We start from the raw sequence: 20,021 nt of genomic DNA, 5'->3' as shown, positions 1-20,021 counted from the left end.
ACAGTAGCTACTGGTCGGTTTGTCGGGTTCGATTCGGTACGACGGTGGGTCGGGGCTTGACGGGGAGTTGTCGCTGTGCGACCGTAATCCAGACCGACCGAGCGATCGCTCGGTCGTAAGGTAGTAGCCGGTAGTCGGAGGTGTGGCGTGGCTGTTGATCTGTCGTACTCGCCCGAGGTGGATGCGCTCATCGAGCGCACCAGCGAGTTCGTGCGGGACGTGGTCCTGCCGATCGAGGATGCCCATAGTGGCGATATCACCGCGGCCGGAGGCGACGCGTTGCGCGTCGAACTCCAGGCCGAGGCGAAGGGGCGAGGGCTGCTGGCCCCGCACGCGCCCGTCGAATACGGCGGTCTCGGTCTCGACATGAGCGATCGCGCGCCGGTGTTCGAGGCCGCCGGGTACTCGCTGTTCGGGCCGACGGCCCTGAACATCGGGGCGCCCGACGAGGGCAACGTGCACCTGCTCGCACACGTCGCGGACGCGGCGCAGAAGGAGCAGTTCCTGGGGCCGCTCGCTCGCGGCGAGGTGCGCTCGGCATTCGCGATGACCGAACCCGCGCCGGGCGCGGGCTCCGACCCCGCGGCGCTGACGACGCGCGCCGAGAAGGCGCCGGGCGGATGGAAGATCAACGGCCACAAGTGGTTCATCACCGGTGCGGACGGTGCCGGCTTCTTCATCATCATGGCCCGCACGTCCGGAGCGCCCGGTGACCGCGGCGGTGCGACGATGTTCCTCGCGCCCGCGTCCGCGCCGGGAATCCGGGTGGGTCGGCACATCGACACGCTCGACCGCGCGATGATCGGCGGCCACTGCGAGGTGTTCTTCGAGGATCTGTTCGTGCCGGACGAGGCCGTCTTGGGGGCCGTCGACGAGGGCTTCGCCTACGCGCAGGTCCGGCTCGGCCCCGCCCGCATGACGCACGTGATGCGGTGGCTCGGCGCGGCGCGCCGCGGGCACGACGTCGCGGTCGCGTACGTCGCGAAGCGTGAGGGCTTCGGGTCCCGGCTCGGCGATCTCGGCATGATCCAGAAGATGGTCGCCGACAACGAGATCGACATCGCCGCCACGCGCGCCCTGCTGGTCAGCGCATGCTGGGAACTCGACCGCGGGGAGACCGCGTCGGACTCGACCTCGATCGCGAAGGCCTTCGGATCCGAGGCGATCTTCCGTATCGTCGACCGCTCGATCCAGATGTGCGGCGGCATGGGCGTGTCCGGCGATCTGCCGCTGGCCCGTCTGTCCCGCGAGGTGCGTCCGTTCCGTGTCTACGACGGTCCGTCCGAGGTGCACCGCTGGGCACTGGCCAAGCGCGCCGTGGGCAAGGCGAAGCGTGCCGCCCGCGAGGAAGGCCGGTCGTGACCGCGGCGCGGCTGGATGGGCTGGACCTGGTTGCACTGCAACGGTTCTTCGCCGAGTCCGAGGTGTCCACCACCGGTGATCTTCGTGCCGAACTGATCTCCGGGGGCAAGTCGAACCTCACCTACCGGGTGTTCGACGACGCGTCGCAGTGGGTGCTGCGGCGGCCCCCGACCGCGGGCCTGACGCCGTCGGCGCACGACGTCGCGCGGGAGTACCGTGTGTGCGCCGCACTGCAGGACTCGCCGGTGCCGGTGGCGCCCACCGTGGTGCTGTGCGAGGACGAGTCGGTGATGGGCGCCCCGTTCGCGGTCACCGGATTCGTCGACAGCCGGGTGATCCGGACCGTCGACGATCTCGCGACCCTGAGCGACGTCGAGATCGCCTCGTGCACCGACGAACTGGTGCGAGTGCTCGCGGCGCTGCACGATGTGGACTACCGGGCGGTGGGTCTCGAGAAGTTCGGTCGGCCCGACGGGTATCTGACCCGGCAGGTCGCGCTGTGGGCGCGGCAGTGGGAGCGGGTCAAGACCCGCGAACTGCCGGACCTGGAACGGCTGCACGGACTGCTCGCGGACGCCATCCCGGCCACGTCGCAGTCCGCGATCGTGCACGGCGACTACCGGATCGACAACACCCTCGTCGCCACCGACGATCCCGGACGAGTTGTGGCGGTGGTGGACTGGGAGATGTCGACACTCGGCGACCCGCTCTCCGATCTGGCCCAGATGTGCGTCTACCGGCATCCCGCGCTCGACGTCATCCTCGGCGAACCCGCCGCGTGGACGAGCACCAGGCTGCCGTCCACCGACGACCTCGCGCAGAAGTACGCCACCACCACCGGCAGGGCCATCGACCACTGGTCGTTCTACCTGGGGCTCGCGAACTTCAAACTGGCGGTGATCGCCGAGGGCATCACGCATCGCCACCGTGAGGGCGCCACCACGGGAGAGGGATTCGCGCAGGCGCACGAGGCCGTACCGCCGCTGGTCGCGGCCGGTCTCGCTGCCCTGGGAGAGGGAACACGATGACCAACAGTGCACTGATCACTGGAGCGTCCCGCGGCATCGGGTTGGGCATCGCGCAGCGTCTCGCGGGCCAGGGCTACGCCCTCACCGTCACCGCCCGGGACCAGTCGCGCCTCGACGCGGTCGCCGCGGACCTGCGGGCGGCGGGGGCACCCGACGTCGTGGCCGTCGCCGCGGACATGGCCGATCCCGAGGCGGCCGCGTCGATCGCGGGGGCACACGAGGACCGGTTCGGGTCGATGCGCGCGCTCGTCCTCAACGCCGGCGTGGGCACCGCTGGGGCCGTCGCGGAGTTTCCGATGCGGCGGTTCGACAAGACCGTCGCCGTGAACTTCGCGGCTCCCTTCGCGTTGCTGCAACGGTCGGTGCCGCTGCTGCGCAAGGGCGCTGCCGACAATCCCGGCCGAGGCGCGAAAGTGGTTGCCATCTCGTCCATCACGGGCGTGTACGCGGAAGCGAACCTCGCGGTGTACGGGGCGACCAAGGCCGCGCTGATCTCGCTCGTCGAGACCCTCAACCTGGAGGAGTCCGGCAACGGGATCGCCGGGACCGCGATCGCCCCGGCCTACGTCGACACCGACATGTCGGAGTGGACCAAGGACCGCATCCCGGCCGAGACGATGCTGACGGTGAACGACGTCGTCGAACTGGCCGACGTCGTGCTGCGCCTGTCGGACCGGGCGGTGCTGTCGAAGCTGGTGCTGAGCCGGGCGGGCACATCGGGGTACGAGGCCTGACGGGAGTGGGTATCGTCGCCGGTAGGTGACCCCGCGCCCGATGGCGTCGACCATCGGATCTTCCGAGTGCGCGGGGAGCGATGATGACAACCGACGCGCGTCGGACCCTGTGGATGCTCGTCGACCTCGAACCCGGCTACGACGCACTGCGTGTCGGCGACGTGATCGAGGGCTCGGCCGTCTGGTTCGACGCCGGCACCGAGATCCAGGACAGCCCCCTTCCCGGCGAAATTCTCTCCACCGATGTCGCAGGCGTCGTCGGAGACGACGACGGTCCGCATTGCGTCCTCGACCTGGGGGCACTGGGATCGGTGTTGGCGAAGGCCCGGGACGGGGCGGGGTCCGCGGTCCTGCTGTCCGGGACCCCGATGTTCGACCGTTACGCCTGGGCGACGTCCCGGCTCCGATCGAAGGTTCGCGGCCGGATCGTCCGCACCGGTGTTCTGGTCCGGCCCTACCGGACCCCCAGCCGACCCGGATGGTACGACGGCGCCAGTCTGCGATCCGGGTCGCTGCGGTTCCGGTCCGTGCCGCCGTGGGACCGGGTCCAGACCTTCGACGCCGGGCGGGGTGAGAGCGTCGACTGGTATTGCGTGGAGATCGAACCCGTCGACGGCACCGTGTTGTGACGACGGCGGTCAGTGCACGCCGCGCATCAGCTTCCGGATCCACGGCGACAGGATCGCCAGCAGGACACCGATGCCGATGGACGCCAGTCCGACCGTGGCGAAGTACGGCACCTCGTTGCTCTCGTCGTAGTAGCCCGAGAGGGTGCCGGCGAGGCTCGAGCCCAGGGCCACCGACAGGAAGAACAGCGCCACCATCTGCGTGTGGAACACCGCGGGGGCCAGCTTGGTGGACAGCGACAGTCCGACGGGGGACAGCAGCAGTTCGGCGAAGGTGAACAGCAGCAGGATGCCGGCGAGGCCCAACAGCGGTGCGCTGTTGGCGCCTCCGCCGGACATCGGGATGAAGCACAGGAACGCGACGCCCATGATGCCGGTGCCGAGCGCGAACTTGATCGGCGACGACGGCTGGCGGGAACCGAGTTTGGTCCACGCCGCCGCGAACACCCCGGCGAAGATGATGATGAACACGGGGTTGATCGACTGCACCCAGGTGGGCGGGAACTCCCAACCGAACAGGTTGCGGTCCAGTCTCTTGTCGGCGTAGATCGCCACGGTCGTGAACTGCTGCTGGAACAGCGACCAGAACGCGGCGCTCGCAATGAACATCGGGATGAATGCGAACACCCGGCTGCGCTCGGTCCCGGTGATCCGACTGCTCGTGAGGATCACCGCGAAGTACGCGACGGCCGCGACGATGGTCAGCGCGACGACGATCTCCGAGAGGTTGCCGGTCGTGATCACGCCCGTCAGGGACAGGGCCGCGACGACGACTAGAACCACGATGGTGAGCACCATCACCCGGGGGCGGTCGGCTACGGGCAGGGGATTGGGCGCGCTGTCGCCGATCCCGCGTAGACGCTTGCGCCCCAACGTGTACTGGATCAGGCCGAGCGCCATACCCACCGCGGCGAGGGCGAAGCCGACGTGGAATCCCCAGTTCGTCTGCGCCCACCCGGTCAGCAGCGGACCGATCAGGCCACCCAGGTTGATGCCCATGTAGAAGATCGAGAAGCCCGCATCCCTACGCTCGTCGTCCGGGGCGTACAGATCGCCGACGAGGGAGGTCGCGTTCGCCTTGAGGCCGCCGCTGCCGAACGCGATCAACACGAGTCCGACGCCGACCCCGGCGAGCCCGGGAAGTACGGCCAGGCTGATGTGGCCCAACATGATCAGACACGCGCTGTAGAAGAGCGTCCGCTCGGATCCCAGTATTCGGTCCGCGATCCACGCCCCGACGATCGTGGACAGGTAGACCGTGCCGCCGTAGGCGCCGACGATGCTCGTGGCGGCGGCCTTGTCGAGGCCCAAGCCGCCCTGGTCCGCCTCGTAGTACAGGTAGTACAGCAGGATGCCCTGCATGCCGTAGAAGGAGAAGCGTTCCCACATCTCCACGCCGAACAGGTTGGCCAACGCGAACGGCTGTCCGAAGAACCCCCGATCGGAATCGGTTCTTCCGGAATGCGGTTCGACCTTCGAAGTCATCGGAGCCCCCGATTCATCCTGCGTCACGCGGCCTCAGAGTCCGCTGAGGGTGCGCCGCCGCCTGACTGTTTGGTAGATCGCCCGCCAGCCGATGAGGAACAGGCCAAGGAACGACGCGGCGACGAGGATGAACGAGAAGGCGGTGCCCTGATCGCTGACCACTCGCAACAGCATGCCGAGCACCAGCGTCGAGACCCACACGATGACGCCGGTCGGGAAAGCCAGCACGGCGTCGAACTTGTCGTGGTAGAGCAGGAACGTGATCAGCCATCCGACAGCCAGGCCGACCAGGAACGGCCACGCCGTGGTGAGCAACCCACTGAGAACGGCCTCCTCGTGACTGCTGCGGCCCGCCGCGGCGAACGCGAGGACCAGCACAATGTCGACTACGGCGGCGGGGACGTACTTCTTCACGACGACCAGCCTATGCCGACGCCGGATCCGTCACGACGGACCCGGCGGAAAGCGCGCCCCGGTTGCCCTCGCCGAGCAGGGCAACCGGGGCGGATCAGGCGTCGTGACCGCGGACGGCGCGGCCACGGTCGGCGTCAGTCGCGGACGAGCGGCATGATCGCGCGGACCCGCGCGTCACGCAGGTACAGCCCGCCCCACACGAAGATTCCGACGTACACCGGGGACAGGATCGTCGAGAGCAGCGACTGTTCGGTGAGGATGTTGCACGCGACCGCCCCGCCGAGATAACCGGTGAGCAGCACGGCGCCGAGAATCGACGTGACCGGCACCAGGTACAGCGCCAGGCACACGAGCATCACCACACCCATGATGTAGGGCGCGTAGTCGGGGAAGCCGTACTCCGCCATCGAGTCGCGGACCGGTTGGATGTTCGCCAGATGGATGCCGGCGTCGAACAGCAGGAACGCCACGACCAGGCCGGTGACGACGAGTCCGATGAGGCGGGCCCGCGACGACACGGCGGCGGTGCTGGGGACGGTGCGGGTGTGGGGGACTGCAGCGGTCATGGCGAGCTCCGTTCCTCGGGCCGCCCCGCGCCCGATGCGCGGAGCCTTTTGCCGTACAGACCGGGCGCCCGCTCGAAACTCATCGCGGATGCGGTGAATTCGGCTCCGGGCCGCTCACCGCTTCGATAACCTCCCCGCAACTGCGTCCGATTCGCCTGTTCAGGAGGTTCAGTGACGTTCGAGATGTCTCGCCGCCGGTTCATGAGAGTGGGTGCGGGTGCCGTCGGCGCCGCCGCGGCGGGATCGCTCCTGCCGCCGTCGTTGCAGGCGGCCCTCGCCTCGCCGGTCCCGCCGGGCGGCCTGGAGTCGATCGAACACGTTGTACTCTTGATGCAGGAGAATCGCGCCTTCGACCACTACTTCGGCACCCTCCGGGGTGTGCGCGGCTTCGGTGATCCCAACGCGCTGACGCTGCGCACCGGGCGGACCGTGTACGAGCAGCCCGACCGGGACTCCGTGGTGGTGCCGTACCGGATCCGGGACGCGGCGGGCGCGCAGCGAATGGACACCCAGAACGTGGACGCGCTCGACCACGAGTGGGCAGGCGGGCAGGCGGCCGTCGAGGGCGGCTGGCACGACGGCTGGATCCCCGCCAAGACCGCCGCCACGATGGCGCACTACGACCGGCTCGACATCCCGTTCCAGTTCGAACTCGCCGAGTCCTTCACGGTGTGCGACGCCTACCACTGCTCGGTACCCACCTCGACCGCACCCAACCGCAACTACTGGATCAGCGGCTACACCGGATTCGAGGCCGACGGTTCCCGCGCGGTCACCAACGACTCGTACATGCCGTGGCACGGCGGCTACACGTGGACGACGGTGCCCGAACGGCTCGAGACGGCCGGCGTGAGCTGGCGGACCTACCAGGAGTGGGACAACTTCACCGACAACAACCTCGAGTACTTCGTTCGGTTCGAACAGATCGTGCACGCGCTGCTCGGGCATCCCGTCCTGGTGCCCTACCAGTTCCCGACGCTCGCGGCGCTCTACGTCGCGCTGCCACTGCTGCCGGTGGACGTGCAGAACCAGTTGCTCCGGTGCCTCGACGAGGGCGTGGCACGACTCGACGGACCGGACCGTCGCCTGTACGACCGCGCACTGCGCCGCGAGCGGCCCGGCACGCTCGCGGACGTGTTCCGCGCCGACGTCGAGGCCGCCGCGCTGCCGCAGGTGTCGTACCTGGTGCCGTCGGCGGTGGACTGCGAGCACCCGATGGTGTCGTCCCCGGCGTCCAGCGCGAGCCTGGTCTACAAGGTGCTCGACGCGATCGCCTCCGACCCCGACACCTGGTCGAAGACGGCGGTCCTGCTCAACTTCGACGAGAACGACGGCTACTACGACCACGTGCCGCCGCCGTTGCCGCCGCGGGACGTCACCGACGAGTACGTGGGCGACAAGCCACTGGGCCTCGGGCCGCGCGTGCCGATGACGGTGATCTCGCCGTGGACCGTCGGCGGCTACGTGTGCTCGCAGGTATTCGACCACACATCGGTCACCCAGTTCCTGGAGCGGCGGTTCGGGTTCACGCAGCCGGAGATCAGTGGGTGGCGGCGCACCGTCGCCGGCGACCTGACGTCGGCGTTCGACTTCGACAACCCGCGTGCCCGGCCGTCGCTCACGCCACCGCCGCCCGCTCCGCCGCTCACCCCGCGGTGGAAGCCCGCCCCGCCCGAGCAGCAGCGGATGCCGGTGCAGGAGAGCGGGACCCGGCCCGCTCGCGCATTGCCGTATCAGCCGGACGCCGACGTCGCTCTCGATCCGGAGGTGCGGTCGCTGACCGTCCGGATGCGCAACACCGGAGCCGAGAGCGTCCACCTCGCGCTGTACCCGTACGCGGGTGAGTTCGAGCTGCCCCGGCACTTCGACGTGCTCGGCGACCACAGCGACACCGTCACGGTCAGCGGCGAGCGCTACGACCTGACGATGATCGGCCCCAACGGTTTCCGTCGCGAGTTCGGCGGATCGGTCGACGGGCCCGCAGCGCGGTTGGACATGCGGACCACCGTCGACGCCGGCACCCGAACGCTGACGGTGACCGCGGTGAACCACGGCGACACGGACCTCACGGTGCGGCTCCCCGCGGGCGCCGACCGACTGGCGCCGGGGGAGCCGGGGTCGTGGAGCGTGCCGTCACGGCACGGCTGGTACGACGCGTCTTTCACCGTCGACGAGGATCCGTCGTTCCGGCGCCGCTGGATGGGACACCTCGAGAACGGTGCCGACAGTGTCAGTCAGGACCCCGTCGAGGTAGCCGCGACCGGCGACCTCACGCTGCTGCCGCAGCCGCCGGCACCCGTGACCGGGTCGAGCACGTTGCCGATCCCGTTCCCGGGGTCCTGAGGCAGGAGCGCACCCGCCACGGCAGCTTGGTCACGCCGTGTAATGCCCTACATTCCTTCGGCTTTCATCGGCTTTCATCGGCTTTCGGGCGGTGTAGCGCGCCAGGGCGCCGAGTTCCCGATGTCGGCGGCGTAGGTGTGGCGGCCGCGTAGGGGGCGTCCTCGCCTCGTAAGCGGCGTGCATCAAACGTGATCCGGCCGCCTGCAGACTGAAGAAGAACTCCTCCCGATCGATAAGCGCGGCTTATCGATACACGAAAGAAAGTACCTGGACTTCTCCGCACGCCCAGTGCGACTGTTGTCTACATCACGTCAGAACCTATATGAGTCTCGAAACACGGGAGTTTCAAGAATGAAGGCAGCCCGCTACCACGGAGTTGGCGATATCCGTTTCGAAGATATCCCTGAGCCTATTGCAGGCCCTGGTCAGGTGAAAGTTCGGGTGCATTTCAATGGCCTGTGCGGCAGTGATCTGCACGAGTATTATCACGCGCCGATGATGGCGCCGATAACGCCGCATCCTCTCACTGGAGTGAGCGTCCCGGTGGTTCTCGGTCACGAGTTCTCCGGAGAGATCGTGGAGGTAGGGGCAGACGTCGACGAGCTGTCGGTCGGCGACGCCGTGGCGGTAGAACCCACCGTCAACTGTCGACGATGCGCGGCCTGTCTGGCCGGCTCGTACAACCTCTGCAGCAATATCGCCGCAGTCGGCTACAGCTGGGCCGGCGGGGGTGGACTCGGACAGTATGCAGTCGTCGACGCCGACCACGTCTATCGGCTTCCTGACGGGATGAGCACCCGCGAGGGAGCGTTGATCGAACCCCTCGCCGTGGCCCTGCACGCCGTGCGTCGTGGCGATGTCGCTCCGGGCAGCAGCGTCGCGGTCCATGGGGCCGGTCCCATCGGAATCGGAGTATTCCTGGCGCTGAGGGCCACAGGTATCGAGGACATCACCGTGATCGAGCCGTCGGCGGCGCGGCGCGCGGCGATCGAAGCTGTCGGAGCGACGAGGGTCATCGACCCAAGTGAAACGGATGTCGTCGCGGAACTGCGTGCGAACACCGATGGAGCCGGCGTCGCGCGATCGTTCGAGACGGCCGGCGTACCGGCCACTTTCCTGAATGCGGTCCGCTCGACAGCTGCGCACGGCCGAGTTGTGGTCGTCGCGGTGCACCAGCGGCCGGTCGAGTTCAACCCCACCGAGATCCTGTTCAACGAGTGCGAGATCGTCGGCTCCATCGCATACTGCCGCGACTATCCGGAGGCCATCGAGTTCATGGCTCGTGGGGCGTATCCGCTGGACAGTTGGGTGCAGACGATCGCATTCGAGGACCTCATCACCGATGGGTTCGGCCCACTCCGGGACCAAACAGCCATCAAGGTCCTGGTCGACATGGCCGCAGTCGGCTGACGGACCCGAAGCCTCCACGCACGTAATAGAAAAGGGAAAACCATGACCACTGGCTCGAACCTCGGACCGACATTCTGGATGACCAACCCCGGCGTCACGCCGAAGGGCGCAAGAAAGGAATTCGTCGACCCCGACGACATTCCGTGGACCGACTGGCTGATGCCCGGAACGCGATTCAAGCTTCTGTACTGCAATCTCGTGACCGGCGCGTTCACCCTCATCCTGAAAGTGGATCCCGGCACCGTTGCCACTCCGCATTGGCATATGGGAAATGTGCAGGCATATCTACTGGAAGGCGGATTCTATTACGAGGAGGACGATCCCGGCATGGCCGGCATGTACACCTGCGAGGTTGCCGGCGCCGTGCACACGCCGATCGCCCCGGACGGCTGTGTCATGCTCGCCATGGTCGAGGGCCCGATCGCCGGCTACCTGCCTGATGGCGGACTCGCGGTCGTCGCGGACGCCCGATTGCACTACTACATGGCGCGTGACAACGGCGCCGTCGAGAAGCTCCAGCTGGTCGACTACGCCACTGATCCGTCCCAGGAGATGCACGCGAAGGCGATCGGGTAGCCGCCGAATCGGCTAGCCTGACACCTGATTCTCCAACCGATGTCGTGCGAGGTGAAGCATGTATGTCTCGCCGCAGGCGCTTCGGTGTTTCCTAGCCGTGGCGGACGAGCTGCACTTCGGACGTGCCGCCACACTGCTACACATGACGGGACCGGCGCTCAGTCAGCAGGTGTCCCGGTTGGAGAAGGACCTGCGTTTCCTGCTCTTCGAACGCAACTCTCGACACGTCGAGCTGACCGAAGCCGGATGCGCGCTGATCCCGCAGGCACGCGCAGTCGTGGCCGCCAACGAGACCCTTCTGCGGTGGCGTGAATCGGTCCGTCTGGGCCGTCGCAGCATCGATATCGGGTTCATGGCAACCGGTGCCGGTCTGCTCACGACTGCCGTGCTGGATCGGCTCCGCTCCGCTGATCCGGATCTGCACGTGAAGTTGCACCACCTCGAGTGGAGCGAACAACTGGCTCCACTGCTGGCCGGCGACATCGATGCAGTGTTTGTCCGGGAACCGTTTCCTGCTGAGGGAGTCCGGCGCCGGCGAATTCTGTCCGAGCGACGGGTGGCCGTGCTTGCCCACGACCACCCGTTGGCCGCCCGGGAATCGATCCGGTTCGCCGAGATTGCCACAGAGCCGTTCATCAGCAGCAGCGGCGGGCCGCCGGAATGGACCGACTTCTGGATGGTGAACCCGCGGCCGGACGGCACCCGAGCCGAACCGAGTCTTGCAGTATCGACAGTAGAAGAACTACTCGAAGCGGTCGCCGCCGGCGCGGGTGTCACCACCACGCCTGAGTCGCTGCCTACGTACTACCGTCATCCGCTGGTCAGCTTCGTGCCCATCGACGACATCAGCCCGAGCGTGGTTACCCTGTGCACTTTGGAAGGCAACCGAAGGCCGGAGCTGACAACGCTCCAGGATGCGATCGGCCAGGCCTGTCACCAAGCAGCCGTGAAGCCGCCAATGAAGTGAAGCTTGGGCTCCAGCAAAGTCGTGACGGGGCGCTGCCCTCTGGATCAGCGGGTGCCGAGGACTGCGCTCAGCCCGAGCGCAACCGCAACGAAACGTTCGACGGCGCGGGGTGTATCCGAGGCGAGGAAAACGAGTTCGACGGTCGACAGTTCGGCGTCCACGATGGGTCGCGAGGTGGTGTCCGCTCGCCGGAACAGACTGGCCACGCCTGCACCTGTGATCGCAACCGCATCGGTGGTCGCGACGACCTGGACCATCTCCTCGATGCTGCTCACCATCGGGCCGTAGGTGGGACGCGTGCCGTCCGGCCGTGGATCGATCGACCACCAGTTGCGCCAGTCTCGGGTCCCTTCTCGGGTGTCCACCTGAACGACGTCGGCGAGGTCGACGATTCGTAGCTTCCGTCGGCGGGCCAGCGGGTGGTCGTGTGCCATCAGCAGGACACGAGGCTCCTCGAACAGAACGACCCGGCGTAGCCGAGGGTGCGACTCGAGAGGCGGGCGGGCGACGACCATATCGACCCGACCGGAGGTCAATGCCGAGAGTTCGTCTCCCCACACCAGTTGCGTCAGTTCCAGTTCCACTTGGGGTTCTCGTCGATGGAACTCGTCGATGATCGGACGGGTCAGCTCCCCGGCCCCACCGGCAAGGAACCCGAGGCGCACCCTCCCCGATGAGCTGCGCTTGTGGCGACGGGCCGCGCCCACCGCAGATTCGGCGGCGGCCAGCAGCATTCGGCTCTCGTCGAGGAAGTCGAGTCCGGCTTCGGTGAGGCGAGCCCCGCGGTGATCTCGCTCGAGCAGCGAGACGCCCAACGCCTCTTCGAGCTTACGCACCTGTTGGCTCAGCGACGGTGTCGCAATATGCAGTTGCTCAGCTGCTTTCGTGAAAGTCCCGGCATCGGCGACTGCCACGAAGTAACGCACGAGCCGTAGATTCAGATCCATCGTGCACGACCTTAGGTATTCGTCTAACGATCGGGCGAGAATACGTCATGGACGTGACGGCCGCCACATCGGAGCATTGGGGTGTCCCCGAATACAGGAGGAAATACGATGTCTGTCAACGTCACTCACCGAGCCGACGCCCATGTGGTCGACCCGATCCGCCCGCAACTGACCGGACCCGAGATCGACCCGCAGTCCAACGCCCCGGTCGCAGAGGTCTTCGCTCGCGCGAGCTCTCCGGTGACGGGACCGACCCTCAGTCTCGCGTCCCGGGTCAACAACTGTGACGATATCCCGTGGACCCCGTTCCCGATGCCGGGAACGTCCTTCAAGCTCTTGAACATCAACGAGACCACCGGTGCGGCCTCGATTCTGCTGTACGTGGCGGAGAATGCGCAGGCGCCGCTGCACATGCATTGCGGCGCCGCGGAGGCGTACAACATCTTCGGCCGCTGGGCGTATGAGGGTGAGGCCGAATCCATCGGCCCCAACCACTACATCTACGAACCGGCCGGCATCGTGCACCTGCCCAGGCAGGAGGTCGAGTCCCTGATGTTCGGCATCTTCCACGGCCCGATCGTCGGGTACAACGAGGACGGCACCGTTGCCGGAGTCATCACGCACGAACTGCTCTACGACCTCGCCGCAGCGAACAACGCGATCGCGCACCTGCCCGCTCGGACGGGCCGCTAGATGGCGGGCGCGGTCCTCGTCACGGGCGCCGGTGGCGGCCTCGGTCGCGGCGTGGCCGAACGGATGTCCGCAGAAGGTCGGGGGCTGGCACTGATCGACATCGACAAGGAGCGGTTGGCGGAAACCGCTGCCGCAGTGGGGTCCTGCGGAGTGGCGGTGACCACTCACGTCGTCGACATCTGCGACGTGGGCGCGTTGCAGGCGGCCGTCGTGGAGGCCTTCGCCGCTCACGATGACCTCGACGGACTGGTCAACGTGGCCGGGCTCGGCGGATTCTGGCAGTACGACGCACTCGATGTGGAGACCTGGGACAAGACCTACGCGGTCAACGTCCGCGGGGTCTTCTTCGCTCTCCAGGCCTTCGCTGCGGAGCTGGCCACGCGTGGGCGTGAAGGGGCCGTGGTCAACTTCTCGTCGATCGCGGCCCGAAATGGGCACGAGCTGCTGACCGCATACGGTTCGTCGAAGGCGGCCGTGCTGGCGTTGACCCAATCATCGGCTCGCGCGCTCGCCCCTTCCGTTCGCGTCAATGCGGTTCTGCCCGGCCTGATCTGGACGGACATGTGGCGACAGTCCGCCGGCTGGCTCGCCGAGCACGAACCGGCCCTGGCCGGGGTGGCGCCCGAGCAGATCTTCGGCGCGATGGTGGACCAGCTCATCCCGATGAAGCGCCCGCAGACCATCGAGGATGTCGCCGGTGCCGTCGCGTACCTGCTCTCGGCCGACGCGGTCAACGTCACCGGGCAGTCTCTGCACGTGGACGGCGGCGCGGTGCTCCCGTAGCACTCCGCCACGACTCGACCACTTCCCTTCGCATGATGTGCACGGAGGGGAGTGGTCGTTGTCGTGCCCGGTGAACCTCCCGATTTCACGGTCGGGCCACGGGGATTACCGAACCTTCGGTAGGCTGGTGCCGAGCCGCACGTTCTGCGGCGGGTGTCCACGTCCTGGAAGGAACGCGCGAGATGGCAGCGGCAGGTCCGGTCCGAAGAGCGGGATCGCCTGGGCGACCAGGATACGATCTCGACTCGTTGCTTGCCGTTTCGGTGAAGGTGTTCAACGACAAGGGGTACGACGGCACCAGCATGGAGGCGCTCGCTCAGCGGCTCGGCATCACGAAGTCGTCGATCTATCACCATGTGTCCGGCAAGTCGGAGCTCCTGGAGCTCGCGCTGGCCCGGGCTCTCAATGCGCTCTTCGCGGTCACGACCGAGGATCAGGTGACCAGCGGGCGGTCCATCGATCGACTCGAGTACCTCGTTCGGCGAAGTGTCGAGGTGCTCGTGACCGAGCTTCCCTACGTGACATTGCTTCTCAGGGTTCGCGGGAACACTCTCGTCGAGAGACGTGCGCTCGCACGCCGGCGTGAATTCGATGTCTTCGTCAGTGATCTGGTGGTGGCCGCCGCCGAAGAAGGCGACCTCAGGCCGGGTATCGACCCGGCGCTCACGAGCCGGCTGGTTTTCGGAATGGTGAACTCGTTGATCGAGTGGTACCGGCCGCGCGGGGGCGAATCGGTCTCCGAGCTCGCCGATGCGGTGGTGGCGCTCACCTTCGACGGGATGAGGGCCTGACCCTCACTTTCGCGGACAGGCGTACCGAAAAGACGTGGGGCGCCTCGGATTCGATCCGAGGCGCCCCACGTCTTCTCAGGATGGTCGATTGTCGATCAGGCGACGAGCTTTGCCGATCGATCGGTCCAGGCTCCCCGGGGCCAGGACTTCCACGGCGACGGTGACACCGATGCGGTTCTTCACCAACTGCCGCAGCCGGGCGGCCTGCTGATCGGCCTCGTGAGTCGAGCTGTTCGGCCGGGACTCGACGCGGACGGTGAGCTCGTCCATGCGGCCGGGGCGGTCGAGAACGCACTGGAACTGGGGTGCCAGTCCGGTCACCGCGAGAATGAGCTCCTCGATCTGGGTCGGAAAGAGATTGACCCCGCGCAGGATGATCATGTCGTCGGTTCGCCCGGTCACCTTCTGCATGCGGCGCATCGTGCGCGCAGTTCCCGGTAGCAGTCGTGTGAGATCCCGGGTGCGGTAGCGAATGATCGGCATCGCCTCCTTGGTGAGGGAGGTGAAGACGAGTTCGCCCTCCTCGCCATCGGGCAGCACCTCGCCGGTGACCGGGTCGATCACCTCCGGGTAGAAGTGGTCCTCCCAGATGTGAAGGCCGTCCTTGGTTTCCACGCACTCCATCGCGACACCAGGACCCATGACCTCGGAGAGGCCGTAGATGTCGACGGCATCCATGTCCAACTGCTGCTCGAGTTCGCCGCGCATCTCCTCGGTCCACGGTTCTGCTCCGAACACGCCCGTGCGCAGGGATGTTCGGGCCGGATCGATTCCCTTGGCGAGCATCGCATCGACGATCGTGAGCATGTACGACGGGGTGACCATGATCGCATCCGGACGGAAGTCCTCGATCAGCTGGATCTGACGCTCGGTCATGCCCCCCGATATCGGAATGACCGTGCAGCCCAGCCTTTCCGCTCCGTAGTGGGCGCCGAGTCCACCGGTGAACAGTCCGTAGCCGTACGCGACGTGGACCTTGTCGGAGGGCTTCACGCCACCGGCGCGAAGGCTCCGCGCGATCAGGTCGGCCCAGTTGTCGAGGTCCGTCGCGGTGTACCCGACCACGGTGGGACGTCCCGTCGTGCCCGACGACGCATGAATTCGCGACACTTGGTCCTGTGGCACCGCGAACATTCCGAACGGGTAGTTGTCTCGCAGATCTGCCTTCGCGGTGAACGGGAACTTCGCGAGATCGCCGAGATCCTTCAGATCGCCGGGGTGAACCCCGGCGTCGTCGAACGCCTTCCGGTAGTGCGTGACGTTCTCGTAGGCGTGGCGCAGCGTCCACTGCAGGCGTTCGAGCTGTAGGGACGAGATGCGGTCGCGCGTAGCGAATTCGATGTCCTGTGACGGGGTGACGGTGCTGGTCATAGTGGTCTCCGGGTGCCGCGGTCGGGTGCGACTGGGGTCGATGTGGTGAGGGGCGGGGCCGGGCGGTCAGGCGTCGAAGTCGACGGTCACGTCGTCGCTGTCCGGATAGCTCTGGCAGGTGAGGACGAAGCCGGCATCGACCTCGTAGTCCTCGAGCGCGTAGTTGCGCCGCATGTCGACGTCTCCGTGGGTGACCTTCGCGCGGCAGGTTCCGCATACTCCGCCCTTGCAGGCGAACGGCAGATCCGATCGGTACTTCTCTGCTGCGTCGAGGATCGTCTCGTCCCGGGGCAACGTCGCGGTGGTCGAGCGTCCGTCGAGGACGAGGGTGACCTCGCTGCTGGGGCCGGTGACCCCTTCGTCACGGTGGCGTGTCGGGGGAGGGGGCACGGCGTCGACGTAGAACAGTTCGTGGTGGACACGCTTCGGGTCGACGCCCAGCTCGCCGAGTACGACTTCGGCATCGGTGACCATGCCGTACGGCCCGCACAACCAGAAATGATCGACACCGGCGATCGGCACCACGGCGCCGAAGATCGCGCGGAGCCGGTCGGCGTCGAGACGGCCGGTGAAGAGTTCCACCTCACGGGGCTCCCGAGACAGGACGTGGACGACGTGGAAGCGCGCACCGTATCGATCCTTGAGGTCGGCGATCTCCTCGGCGAACATCACCGAGCGCGTGCGCCGATTCCCGTAGAGGAGAACCACTTCGGTTTCGGGATTGGCGAGCATGGTCGCGGCGATCGAGAGCATCGGGGTGATCCCGGAGCCCGCCGCGATCAGGACGTGCCGGCCACCGACGGTGGGATCGGCGACGAACGATCCGGACGGGGGCTGGACATCGATCTTGTCGCCCCGGCGTACCTGGTGGACCAACCAGTTCGAGAAGAGCCCGTCGGCGACTTCGCGGACCCCGATTCGGGGGCTGGAACCGATTGGGGCGCAGATGGAGTACGAGCGGCGGTGCTCGACGCCGTCCACCGTGCGGCGGAGCGTGAGGGATTGGCCGGCACCGAACGCGAACTCCCTGGAGAGGTCGGCAGGAATCTCGAACGTGACCGCAGCGGCGTCGTCGCACAGCGCCTCCACTTCTGCGACCGTGAGGGTGTGGAAGGTCCTGTTGCGCGTCGAGACAGCGGGTTTCGTGGTGTCCACAGTGTCCATGTTCAGATCTCTTTCACATGATCGAAGGGCTCCAGGCAATCGAGGCACCGGTAGAGGGCCTTGCACAGTGTCGCCCCGAATTCGGAGTCGAGGCGGGTCTCGGCGCCACCGCACCGCGGGCATTCGATCGTCCGAGGCGCGGCGGTGAGCGTCAACGGCACCGGGCCCGCGCCGCGGCGTGGTGCCGGACCGGGCACGGAGTAGCCGTTCTCGTGCAGTTTCCGACGCCCCTCGTCGCTGATCCAGTCGGTGCTCCACGGAGGCGAGAGCGTGGTCCTCACCTCGACCGACGGGAAGCCAGCGAGCTGTAGACGGTGCTGGATGTCGTCGCGCATCGTCGCCATGGCGGGGCAACCCGAATAGGTGGGGGTGACGGTCACGACCACGGCACCGTCTGCGTCTACCTCGACATCGCGCAGGACCCCGAGATCCGCGAGGGTCAGCATCGGCATCTCGGGGTCGAGAACCGACTCCGCGATGCGCCGCGCATCGCGGACGTGCGGCTCGGCGTGGGTGGAAGCGGACATGTCACCACACGCCTTCCGGATGTGCCCGGGCGACCACCTGCATCTCGGCCAGGAGTAATCCGAGCGCTTCGCTGTGCAGGCCCTGACGGCCCGCGCGTCCTCCTACCGTGCCGGCGACGCGGCCGGTCGGCGCGGACAGCTCGGCAGCGTGCAACACCTGATCGAGAACCGTGTCGAACTCCTCCCGTAGTTCGCCGGGATCGACCGCCACACCCACCGCAGCGAGCGCGCGCTCCTCGCTGGTGGGGACGAAGAGCTCGTCGACGAACGGCCAGACACGGCTGAGGGCAGACTCCATCCGCGCCTTCGATTCGGCTGTGCCGCAACCGAGTGTGACGGCCCAGCGGGCGGCGTAGTCGCGGTGGTAGGTGAGTTCCTTGACGCCTTTGACGGCCACGGCGGCAAGGACCGGATCACGTGACTTCCGTAGCCGGTCGAGGAGTGCGAGTCGCCACGTCGAGAACACCAGCAGACGCGTCACGGTCTGCGCGAAGTCGCCGTTGTCGATCTCGGCGAGTCGGACGTTGCGAAACTGGTTCTCGTCGCGGAAGAAGGCGAGCGCATCCTCGCCCGGAAGCTGTGCCGTGTCGGAGATCCGCGGCACGACGGCCGCATCGGCCGCGGCCGCCCGCGCCAGGAGAAGGCGCGCCTGGCCGAGCAGATCGAGCGCGACGTTGGCGAGAGCGACCTCCTCCTCGAGTTCCGGTGCGCGCGTGATCCACTCGGTCAGGCGCTGCGAACTGATCAGCGCATCGTCGCCGAGCATCAGACAATAGGTGGCGAGCGCCGAGAGATCGACGTCGTCGGGGACCGTGGTGTCGACGCCGGCCAGTGGGTCGTCGAAGCTGGTGCCGAAGGCCCACTGGCCGTGGCTGTCCTCGTCGACGAGGCCGTCGAAGGCATGGTCGTGGTCGGTCATCGTGCATCCTCGAAGATTGTGGACGGCCGCGCGAGCGAGCCGGCCGGATCACATGTGGGGAACGTTGTCGGGGATTTCGTAGAAGGTGGGGTGGCGGTAGACCTTGTCGCCGCTCGGTGCGAAGTACGGATCCTTCTCGGACGGACTGGATGCCGCGATCGAGTTCGCCTGCACCACCCAGATACTCACGCCCTCGTTGCGCCTGGTGTACACGTCGCGGGCGTGCCTGAGCGCCATCTCGTCGTCGGCGGCGTGCAGCGAACCGACGTGGACGTGATTGAGTCCGCGTTTGCCGCGGAGGAATACCTCGTACAACGGCCAGTCGGCGCTGGTGACTCGGTCGGCTGCATTCATCGTGTGTTCTCCTTGGTGCTCGCCCGGCGGGCGAAGGCGGTCGCGGCCTCGCGTACCCAGGCGCCGTTTTCGTGAGCGGCCCGGCGATTGGCGATGCGCTCGACGTTGGACGCACCGTTCCCGCCGATCACCTGCATGAATTCGCTCCAGTCGGGTTCGCCGAAGTCGTACGCGCCGCGCTCGGCGTTCCATTTCAGGTCGGGGTCCGGGAATGTCACGCCCAATGCTTCGGCCTGCGGTATGGACATGTCGACGAACCGCTGACGCAGTTCGTCGTTCGTGTGTCGCTTGATGCGCCACTTCATCGACTGCTCCGAGTTCGGTGACCGGTCGTCGGGCGGCCCGAACATCATCAGGGCCGGCCACCACCAGCGGTCGACCGATTCCTGCACCATCTCGCGCTGGGCGTCGGTGCCGCGCATCATCGTCATGAGCAGTTCGAAGCCCTGCCGCTGGTGGAACGATTCCTCCTTGCACACGCGGATCATCGCCCGCGCGTACGGACCGAAAGAACTGCGACACAACGGAACCTGATTACAGATCGCGGCACCGTCGACGAGCCAACCGATCACGCCGACATCGGCGAAGGTCAGGGTCGGATAGTTGAAGATCGACGAGTACTTCTGTCGCCCGTCGAGCAGCTTCTCGGTGAGGTCGCCGCGGTCGGCGCCGAGGGTTTCCGCCGCGGAGTACAGATACAGGCCGTGGCCGGCCTCGTCCTGCACCTTCGCGGTCAGGATCGCCTTGCGGCGCAACGACGGCGCCCGGGTCAGCCATGCGCCCTCGGGCTGCATGCCGATGATCTCGGAGTGCGCGTGCTGCGCGATCTGCCGGATCAGCGTCTTGCGGTAGCCCTCGGGCATCCAGTCCCGCGGCTCGACTCGCAGGTCGGCCGAGATGGTCTCCTCGAAGTGGCTCTGGAGCTCATTTTCTGCGATAGACGAGGTCATATGTCCTGCTT

The 20,021-nt window shown here is 67.0% G+C and carries 21 protein-coding genes; 11 read left to right on the top strand and 10 right to left on the bottom strand.

Annotated features, from left to right (window positions below):
* Nucleotides 1-147 precede the first annotated feature (147 nt).
* From HUN07_RS23685 to HUN07_RS23670, 4 genes are all read left to right on the top strand, one after another.
* Nucleotides 148-1,362 (top strand): acyl-CoA dehydrogenase family protein, encoded by a 1,215-nt coding sequence (locus tag HUN07_RS23685; protein ID WP_174913319.1) that lies wholly within the window; start codon nucleotides 148-150, stop codon nucleotides 1,360-1,362.
* Nucleotides 1,359-2,390 (top strand): phosphotransferase family protein, encoded by a 1,032-nt coding sequence (locus HUN07_RS23680; RefSeq protein WP_114723276.1) that lies wholly within the window; start codon nucleotides 1,359-1,361, stop codon nucleotides 2,388-2,390. The genes HUN07_RS23685 and HUN07_RS23680 overlap by 4 nt, the downstream gene beginning before the upstream one ends.
* A complete protein-coding gene (locus tag HUN07_RS23675) occupies nucleotides 2,387-3,124 on the top strand; it encodes an SDR family NAD(P)-dependent oxidoreductase (protein WP_114723277.1) in 738 nt (245 codons plus the stop codon). Before HUN07_RS23680 ends, HUN07_RS23675 begins: the two co-directional genes overlap by 4 nt.
* Before the next feature lie 80 nt (nucleotides 3,125-3,204).
* Nucleotides 3,205-3,753: a hypothetical protein gene (locus tag HUN07_RS23670; RefSeq protein ID WP_114723278.1), complete on the top strand. Its 549-nt coding sequence runs from the start codon at nucleotides 3,205-3,207 to the stop codon at nucleotides 3,751-3,753.
* Nucleotides 3,754-3,762: 9 nt separating this feature from the next.
* On the opposite strand, the gene HUN07_RS23665 is transcribed toward HUN07_RS23670, so the two are convergent.
* The 3 genes from HUN07_RS23665 to HUN07_RS23655 form a co-directional block, all read right to left on the bottom strand.
* Complete coding sequence (locus HUN07_RS23665) at nucleotides 3,763-5,235, bottom strand: peptide MFS transporter (RefSeq protein WP_114723279.1); 1,473 nt, start codon at nucleotides 5,233-5,235, stop codon at nucleotides 3,763-3,765.
* Between the two features lie 33 nt (nucleotides 5,236-5,268).
* Nucleotides 5,269-5,649, bottom strand: coding sequence for a DUF3054 domain-containing protein (locus tag HUN07_RS23660; RefSeq protein ID WP_174913316.1), 381 nt, complete (start codon nucleotides 5,647-5,649; stop codon nucleotides 5,269-5,271).
* A gap of 134 nt (nucleotides 5,650-5,783) precedes the next feature.
* Nucleotides 5,784-6,215: a DoxX family protein gene (locus tag HUN07_RS23655; RefSeq protein WP_114723281.1), complete on the bottom strand. Its 432-nt coding sequence runs from the start codon at nucleotides 6,213-6,215 to the stop codon at nucleotides 5,784-5,786.
* 171 nt (nucleotides 6,216-6,386) lie between these two features.
* On the opposite strand from HUN07_RS23655, the gene HUN07_RS23650 reads away from it, so the two are divergent.
* The 4 genes from HUN07_RS23650 (at nucleotide 6,387) to HUN07_RS23635 (ending at nucleotide 11,511) form a co-directional block, all read left to right on the top strand.
* A complete protein-coding gene (locus HUN07_RS23650; protein WP_254622654.1) occupies nucleotides 6,387-8,558 on the top strand; it encodes a phosphocholine-specific phospholipase C in 2,172 nt (723 codons plus the stop codon).
* Between the two features lie 351 nt (nucleotides 8,559-8,909).
* Complete coding sequence (locus tag HUN07_RS23645; RefSeq protein ID WP_114723282.1) at nucleotides 8,910-9,968, top strand: 2,3-butanediol dehydrogenase; 1,059 nt, start codon at nucleotides 8,910-8,912, stop codon at nucleotides 9,966-9,968.
* A gap of 78 nt (nucleotides 9,969-10,046) precedes the next feature.
* A complete protein-coding gene (locus HUN07_RS23640; RefSeq protein WP_254622653.1) occupies nucleotides 10,047-10,544 on the top strand; it encodes a 2,4'-dihydroxyacetophenone dioxygenase family protein in 498 nt (165 codons plus the stop codon).
* Between the two features lie 58 nt (nucleotides 10,545-10,602).
* Entirely contained in the window at nucleotides 10,603-11,511 is a 909-nt protein-coding gene (locus HUN07_RS23635) for a LysR family transcriptional regulator (protein WP_174913313.1), read from the top strand.
* 44 nt (nucleotides 11,512-11,555) lie between these two features.
* Here HUN07_RS23635 and HUN07_RS23630 read toward each other — a convergent pair whose 3' ends face one another.
* The gene (locus tag HUN07_RS23630) at nucleotides 11,556-12,458 is read right to left on the bottom strand and encodes a LysR family transcriptional regulator (protein ID WP_174913310.1); all 903 of its coding nucleotides are present in this window, start codon (nucleotides 12,456-12,458) and stop codon (nucleotides 11,556-11,558) included.
* 108 nt (nucleotides 12,459-12,566) lie between these two features.
* Between HUN07_RS23630 and HUN07_RS23625 the strand changes: the two genes are divergently transcribed.
* The 3 genes from HUN07_RS23625 (at nucleotide 12,567) to HUN07_RS23615 (ending at nucleotide 14,725) form a co-directional block, all read left to right on the top strand.
* Nucleotides 12,567-13,151: a cupin domain-containing protein gene (locus HUN07_RS23625; RefSeq protein WP_147283554.1), complete on the top strand. Its 585-nt coding sequence runs from the start codon at nucleotides 12,567-12,569 to the stop codon at nucleotides 13,149-13,151.
* A complete protein-coding gene (locus HUN07_RS23620; protein ID WP_114723287.1) occupies nucleotides 13,152-13,934 on the top strand; it encodes an SDR family NAD(P)-dependent oxidoreductase in 783 nt (260 codons plus the stop codon).
* Between the two features lie 182 nt (nucleotides 13,935-14,116).
* Complete coding sequence (locus HUN07_RS23615) at nucleotides 14,117-14,725, top strand: TetR/AcrR family transcriptional regulator (protein ID WP_114723288.1); 609 nt, start codon at nucleotides 14,117-14,119, stop codon at nucleotides 14,723-14,725.
* A gap of 75 nt (nucleotides 14,726-14,800) precedes the next feature.
* On the opposite strand, the gene paaK is transcribed toward HUN07_RS23615, so the two are convergent.
* The 6 genes from paaK to paaA all read right to left on the bottom strand — a co-directional run bounded on the left by paaK (nucleotide 14,801) and on the right by paaA (nucleotide 20,010).
* Complete coding sequence (paaK, locus tag HUN07_RS23610; protein ID WP_114723289.1) at nucleotides 14,801-16,096, bottom strand: phenylacetate--CoA ligase PaaK; 1,296 nt, start codon at nucleotides 16,094-16,096, stop codon at nucleotides 14,801-14,803.
* A 66-nt stretch (nucleotides 16,097-16,162) separates the two neighbouring features.
* Complete coding sequence (gene paaE, locus HUN07_RS23605; RefSeq protein WP_114723290.1) at nucleotides 16,163-17,260, bottom strand: 1,2-phenylacetyl-CoA epoxidase subunit PaaE; 1,098 nt, start codon at nucleotides 17,258-17,260, stop codon at nucleotides 16,163-16,165.
* 2 nt (nucleotides 17,261-17,262) lie between these two features.
* Entirely contained in the window at nucleotides 17,263-17,787 is a 525-nt protein-coding gene (gene paaD, locus HUN07_RS23600; protein ID WP_114723291.1) for a 1,2-phenylacetyl-CoA epoxidase subunit PaaD, read from the bottom strand.
* A gap of 1 nt (nucleotide 17,788) precedes the next feature.
* On the bottom strand, nucleotides 17,789-18,706 hold the full coding sequence (paaC, locus tag HUN07_RS23595) for a 1,2-phenylacetyl-CoA epoxidase subunit PaaC (RefSeq protein WP_114723292.1): 918 nt from the start codon (nucleotides 18,704-18,706) through the stop codon (nucleotides 17,789-17,791).
* A 48-nt stretch (nucleotides 18,707-18,754) separates the two neighbouring features.
* Entirely contained in the window at nucleotides 18,755-19,060 is a 306-nt protein-coding gene (gene paaB / locus HUN07_RS23590) for a 1,2-phenylacetyl-CoA epoxidase subunit PaaB (protein ID WP_114723293.1), read from the bottom strand.
* A complete protein-coding gene (gene paaA / locus HUN07_RS23585; protein WP_174913308.1) occupies nucleotides 19,057-20,010 on the bottom strand; it encodes a 1,2-phenylacetyl-CoA epoxidase subunit PaaA in 954 nt (317 codons plus the stop codon). Before paaA ends, paaB begins: the two co-directional genes overlap by 4 nt.
* Nucleotides 20,011-20,021: the final 11 nt, after the last annotated feature.

The organism is Rhodococcus sp. W8901 (assembly GCF_013348805.1).
In the GTDB taxonomy this organism is placed as follows: Bacteria; Actinomycetota; Actinomycetes; order Mycobacteriales; family Mycobacteriaceae; genus Prescottella.
This window is presented reverse-complemented; position numbering and strand designations above follow the sequence as displayed.

Excerpts from the sequence above, each read along its gene's own strand:
- HUN07_RS23675 (WP_114723277.1), top strand. The coding sequence starts at position 2,387 with ATGACCAACAGTGCACTGATCACTGGAGCGTCCCGCGGCATCGGGTTG.
- HUN07_RS23630 (WP_174913310.1), bottom strand. The coding sequence starts at position 12,458 with ATGGATCTGAATCTACGGCTCGTGCGTTACTTCGTGGCAGTCGCCGAT.
- paaK (WP_114723289.1), bottom strand. The coding sequence starts at position 16,096 with ATGACCAGCACCGTCACCCCGTCACAGGACATCGAATTCGCTACGCGC.
- HUN07_RS23645 (WP_114723282.1), top strand. The coding sequence starts at position 8,910 with ATGAAGGCAGCCCGCTACCACGGAGTTGGCGATATCCGTTTCGAAGAT.
- HUN07_RS23620 (WP_114723287.1), top strand. The coding sequence starts at position 13,152 with ATGGCGGGCGCGGTCCTCGTCACGGGCGCCGGTGGCGGCCTCGGTCGC.
- paaC (WP_114723292.1), bottom strand. The coding sequence starts at position 18,706 with ATGACCGACCACGACCATGCCTTCGACGGCCTCGTCGACGAGGACAGC.
- paaA (WP_174913308.1), bottom strand. The coding sequence starts at position 20,010 with ATGACCTCGTCTATCGCAGAAAATGAGCTCCAGAGCCACTTCGAGGAG.
- paaD (WP_114723291.1), bottom strand. The coding sequence starts at position 17,787 with ATGTCCGCTTCCACCCACGCCGAGCCGCACGTCCGCGATGCGCGGCGC.
- HUN07_RS23665 (WP_114723279.1), bottom strand. The coding sequence starts at position 5,235 with ATGACTTCGAAGGTCGAACCGCATTCCGGAAGAACCGATTCCGATCGG.
- HUN07_RS23635 (WP_174913313.1), top strand. The coding sequence starts at position 10,603 with ATGTATGTCTCGCCGCAGGCGCTTCGGTGTTTCCTAGCCGTGGCGGAC.
- HUN07_RS23615 (WP_114723288.1), top strand. The coding sequence starts at position 14,117 with ATGGCAGCGGCAGGTCCGGTCCGAAGAGCGGGATCGCCTGGGCGACCA.
- paaE (WP_114723290.1), bottom strand. The coding sequence starts at position 17,260 with ATGGACACTGTGGACACCACGAAACCCGCTGTCTCGACGCGCAACAGG.
- HUN07_RS23655 (WP_114723281.1), bottom strand. The coding sequence starts at position 6,215 with ATGACCGCTGCAGTCCCCCACACCCGCACCGTCCCCAGCACCGCCGCC.
- HUN07_RS23625 (WP_147283554.1), top strand. The coding sequence starts at position 12,567 with ATGTCTGTCAACGTCACTCACCGAGCCGACGCCCATGTGGTCGACCCG.
- HUN07_RS23670 (WP_114723278.1), top strand. The coding sequence starts at position 3,205 with ATGATGACAACCGACGCGCGTCGGACCCTGTGGATGCTCGTCGACCTC.
- paaB (WP_114723293.1), bottom strand. The coding sequence starts at position 19,060 with ATGAATGCAGCCGACCGAGTCACCAGCGCCGACTGGCCGTTGTACGAG.
- HUN07_RS23640 (WP_254622653.1), top strand. The coding sequence starts at position 10,047 with ATGACCAACCCCGGCGTCACGCCGAAGGGCGCAAGAAAGGAATTCGTC.